Source organism: Mesorhizobium sp. M1A.F.Ca.IN.020.06.1.1 (assembly GCF_004023265.1).
In the GTDB taxonomy this organism is placed as follows: domain Bacteria; phylum Pseudomonadota; class Alphaproteobacteria; order Rhizobiales; family Rhizobiaceae; genus Mesorhizobium.
Genome location: NZ_RZSR01000511.1, coordinates 1 through 4,272, shown reverse-complemented (window position 1 = coordinate 4,272; position 4,272 = coordinate 1). Strand labels below are relative to the sequence as shown.

Here is a 4,272-nt window from a genome sequence, read left to right as displayed (position 1 = left end):
AGGCTATTTGGCTCCGCCCGGATAGTAGAGCGCCGACCATGAAGGTGTGACTGCCTCGATAGCCCACGGATTTCAGCCAGCGAGTGCCCTCGCGACGAATGACCTCAAGGAGGCCTGTGAACGACGCACTCTCTGCGGGATTTGCAAGGACCCAGTCGCGGAGAAACTGTGATGTGTCCCTCGTGTTGCGAACGCGACCCACGCCACAATAGGAGACAATGGCCTGCCATCCGGGCTGCTCGATACCAATCACTTTTGCAGACGCATCCGACACCACGGTGCTGCCCGAAGTGAGACGCAGGTCTGCAGCCACATGGATGCTATCACGCGTCGCAAGCATCAAATTCAGTGTCATCGCTCCCCCCAAAGATCGGCCCGCCAACACATACCAACGAGAGGACACGGAACCAATCGATCCGAACCTCGTGGAGCGGCGAAGTGCCACTGCCCATCGCCCTTCATCATTTGTTGTTTGAGCGCCCGCGCTTCTCCTGATACAGGCCCGCCTCCCCGTCAGTGCGGGGTGGCCAGTTTGACCATGCTTGGAAGTGAATGGATCAGCGTATTACAGTCGGCGGATCGGAAGACGAGGACGTCGGAAGAGACCGCCCATTCAATCCCCACCGTTTCGCCTTCTCGGAGAACGCCAAGGGCATTGTCCGGGAAGCCATAGAGCTCCTCTTGACCTACGAGGACCGCTTCGGTCTCAGGCGCAACAAGAGGCGCCCCAGAGATCAAGAGACGTTCGAGCAAACGGTCGAGGCCATACTGTCGGACCTCATCCACGGGCAACTGGTCGGCGGATCAGGCATCTTCGTCACCCGTTCCCACCGTGTTCTGGGGGCGAAGAGCCGCTATCGGCCCGCCGTGTACAGCAAGGCGTTCCCCGCCACCCTCGACCTCTTGTCGAAGCCAGAGATGGGCTACGTCGAGCAAGACGTCGCCCCCGACATTCAGGGCGCATCGCGGTCCACTGTCATCCGACCGGGACAGCGGCTCCTCAACCGCATCGCCGAACACGAGGTTGACCTTGACGATCTGGACACGCACCAGACCGGCGAGACGATCATTCTGAAGAGGTTGCAGGACCGAGCCAATTTCTGGGACGACGGCGAGCGTCTCGACTACCCGGACGATGGTGCGACCGACCGATACCGGGAGCAGATGGCCGAGATCAACCAGTGGCTCCATGAAGCCGACCTCAAGTTCGACTGGAAGGGCATCGCTTGGCCCCACACGCCGATTTCGCTGCGGGACCGAAGACTGCGGCGGGTGTTCACACAAGGCCGCTTCGACAGCGGCGGCAGACTGTTCGGCGGGTTCTGGCAGCTACCGCGCAAGGACGAGAGACAGACCGGCTTGCGCATCAGCGGCGAGAAGGCCGTAGAGCTGGACTACGGCCAGGCTGGCGCTCGTATCCTCTACGGTATGGCGGGGCAGCCGCCGCCCTCAGATGACCTCTACCATCTATGGGGTTACGTTCAGCAGCGTGAAGGGATCAAGCGTGTCATGAGTGCGATGACCTTCGCCGAGAAGCCCCTTGAGAGGTTTCCCCAGGACACGCGCAAGCTGTTTCGCCGGGGTGACAAGATCGCCGAGGTGGTCGCTGCCATCGAGCAGAAGCACGAGCTGATCAGGGATCGGTTCCATCGTGGACTTGGTCACGATGTTCAGTTCATCGAAAGTCAGATCATGGTGGAGGTACTGCTGATCATGAAGGCCAGAGGGATCACGGCACTACCGATCCACGACGCCCTGATGGTCCCTGCGTCCGGCTCTGCGACGGCGAGAGAGGTGATGCTCTCGGTCTTCAAGCGAGTGGCGGGTGTCGAAGGAATTGTGACCCAGTCAGAGGCAGAGACCCCATGACCGATGGCTCTTCACCCTTGGGGGTATTCGGTACATCAGCTCCCCTCTCTTCTGTCTCTATGGAGGGATCTATCCTGTCCATGTCACCCCTCACTTCTCTATCAGTTGGACCTTCAATGACCCATAGGTGTTCACCCCGCGCTCCCCTAAGAGGGACCCGAGATTGACCGCGAAGTTGATCCGACAGCGAGAGCGCAAGGCTGAGGTCAAAAGCCGGGCCGCAGAACCCAGCTCGATGTTTACACGCTGCCGAGTGGTCGGCTGCGACAGACCGGCCCGTGCTGGCACCGGAGACGGCTTGGACACGCGGTTCTGCCGTTCCCATGCAGATCACTACGCCCGCCACGGCAGCCCCTACAAAGCCACCTATGGTGCGCGAGAGATCAACCCCTACCGTGTCGCCGCGCTGGCTTGGCTTGAGGCGAACCAGAATGACACCTACGTGGCCAATGCAGTCGACCGCGTGGCGACGCTTCTGCGGACCGCCGGGCCTCACGTAGAGGCCTTCCGGCTGCGCGGATTGTCACCACAAGAGCGCGCCAAGGCCGGCTGGGCGAGGCTGCGGAAGGCAGGGGTCGATCCGCGCCGTGTGGTCGCCGCGTGGCTTGCCGTCGAGATGATCATCAGGGACGACCCGCAGGCCGAGCGCAAAGCCGAGTTCAGGCAGGTGCAAGCCGCGAAGCTCGTCCATCGTATGGCGTCAGGGACGCACAAGCGGTGGGGCGAGGGTTCGACCGCGACCGAGTTGCACGTCTACCCAAGGCCGCGTGGAAGGGTTCTGAGGCACATGGGCGAGGCGCTGGAAAAAGCTGTCGAGTTAGTCGCGGAAAAGCACGATCTGCCGACGCTGCCGCGCCGGGTGGCAGACGAATGAGTTCATCGCCTGCTACAAGGCTATAAGCTCGCACTGGAACCGTGCGGCGCATCCCGGCAGATCACCGTGACAACTCAAGAAGTTGCCAGGTCGACTACTGGGTCGTCGCCCCGCGAAGCCGGTGCCTTTCTTCGTAACGAAGTCAAAAGGGGCCGCTCAAGCAGCTTCCCAGTCGTTTAAAATCCTATAAGGTAAATCCGATAGGGGTGAGGGGAGAAACATGCCAAACGTCTTCATTAGCTGGTCAGGCCCAAAGAGCCATATAATTGCAAACACGCTCCACACATGGCTCCCGGTCGTCCTGCAGAGTATCCGGCCGTTCATTTCGTCGGAAGACCTCAAGAAAGGCGGCCGCTGGCAAGCTGATCTTACAGAAGAGCTTGCGAAGGACAGCTTTGGTATCCTTTGCCTGACGCCCTCGAACCTGCTGGCGCCGTGGATTTTGTTTGAGGCCGGTGCGCTTTCCAAGTCCGTGGGAGATGCGCAGGTCGCGCCTTTCCTTGTTGGTGTCAAACCCTCCGAACTTCCAGCGCCCTTGACGCAATTCAACGCTGTTACCGCCGAGATGGGCGATTTCAAGCGCCTGCTCAGGGACATTAATGCCCGAGTTGGCAATGACGCCGTGCCAGTTGAGCGTATCGAGAAATCGGTAGACGGCCTGTGGCCCAAGATTGAGCAAGAATTGAAAGCGGGCATAGAAGACATCACCAAGGCCCCCGCTGCCAAAGGGTCCGCCGGGAGCTTGGAGACCTTCGACGCGATCCTGCAGGAATTGCTCGTTCTAAATCGGAACCAAAGCAAACTGCTTTCAAAACCTGAAGAGCTCCTGCCGAGCCCTTATCTGGCGCGCGCGTTGGCGGAGGGAAGAGGATTTCCAGACCGAGACCATAAAGTCTGGGATGACCTACTCGAATGCTCAAGTCAGATGAGAGATTTCTCTCATGAGCACCCCGAGTTGGTCGACCTTGTGCCCACGGTGGAACGCCTCCGAATGACTACTGATTATCTTCGGGATCGTCTCAGGTTGGGACGCAGGCGGCGGCTCTGGAGCCCTCCGGAACGAGGACCGATTGAGGGCCGTACAAAGCCAAACAGCCCCGACGACGGCGATGAAAACGAGTGATGGGTCCTTCGTTCATTCATGGGCAGTCTCCCACCCCCAGAGACAGTGCGGAAAGCAGATTGACCGAGGTCCACCAGTAAGCCATCTTAGAGGTCCACTGTAACTCGGACCCCCTGAGACACTCAAGACGTCACAATCCCTTGGCACAAAAGGCCTTGCGCCGAATTGACGGGCAGTTCGATACTTTCCCTGTCACGCCTCTTCTGGGCACCAAATTCCCGTTTCAGACGATCTGACGCGATGAGCAAAAAGCCCGGATTTTCCGGGCTTTTTTGTGCCTGCAACTCGTCTCGGGTTAAACCGTTCCTATCTTGTCTGTTAAGCCGAGGTTCCGTGATGCCCGCGCCGTTCAAAGAGTGGAAGGTTCTGCCGCATGGCAGGCTCTCTCCTGTCGACGACGATATTC

At 59.6% G+C, this 4,272-nt stretch carries 5 protein-coding genes; 3 read left to right on the top strand and 2 right to left on the bottom strand.

Annotated features, from left to right (window positions below; genetic code table 11):
- Positions 1-355: hypothetical protein (locus tag EOA60_RS38290; RefSeq protein ID WP_206628180.1), on the bottom strand; the 355-nt coding region annotated here is incomplete at its 3' end.
- A gap of 197 nt (positions 356-552) precedes the next feature.
- On the opposite strand from EOA60_RS38290, the gene EOA60_RS21020 reads away from it, so the two are divergent.
- The 3 genes from EOA60_RS21020 (at position 553) to EOA60_RS21010 (ending at position 3,866) form a co-directional block, all read left to right on the top strand.
- Positions 553-1,869 (top strand): hypothetical protein, encoded by a 1,317-nt coding sequence (locus tag EOA60_RS21020; protein WP_127335337.1) that lies wholly within the window; start codon positions 553-555, stop codon positions 1,867-1,869.
- A gap of 298 nt (positions 1,870-2,167) precedes the next feature.
- Positions 2,168-2,743 (top strand): hypothetical protein, encoded by a 576-nt coding sequence (locus EOA60_RS21015; RefSeq protein ID WP_245322413.1) that lies wholly within the window; start codon positions 2,168-2,170, stop codon positions 2,741-2,743.
- Between the two features lie 220 nt (positions 2,744-2,963).
- The gene (locus EOA60_RS21010) at positions 2,964-3,866 is read left to right on the top strand and encodes a TIR domain-containing protein (RefSeq protein WP_127335338.1); all 903 of its coding nucleotides are present in this window, start codon (positions 2,964-2,966) and stop codon (positions 3,864-3,866) included.
- Positions 3,867-3,988: 122 nt separating this feature from the next.
- Here EOA60_RS21010 and EOA60_RS38285 read toward each other — a convergent pair.
- Positions 3,989-4,272 (bottom strand): hypothetical protein (locus EOA60_RS38285; RefSeq protein WP_206628179.1); only part of this gene is annotated, 284 nt, incomplete at its 5' end.

What these genes read in the sequence shown, in the direction of transcription:
- EOA60_RS21020 (WP_127335337.1), top strand. Translation starts at nt 553, where the DNA reads ATGGATCAGCGTATTACAGTCGGCGGATCGGAAGACGAGGACGTCGGA.
- EOA60_RS21010 (WP_127335338.1), top strand. Translation starts at nt 2,964, where the DNA reads ATGCCAAACGTCTTCATTAGCTGGTCAGGCCCAAAGAGCCATATAATT.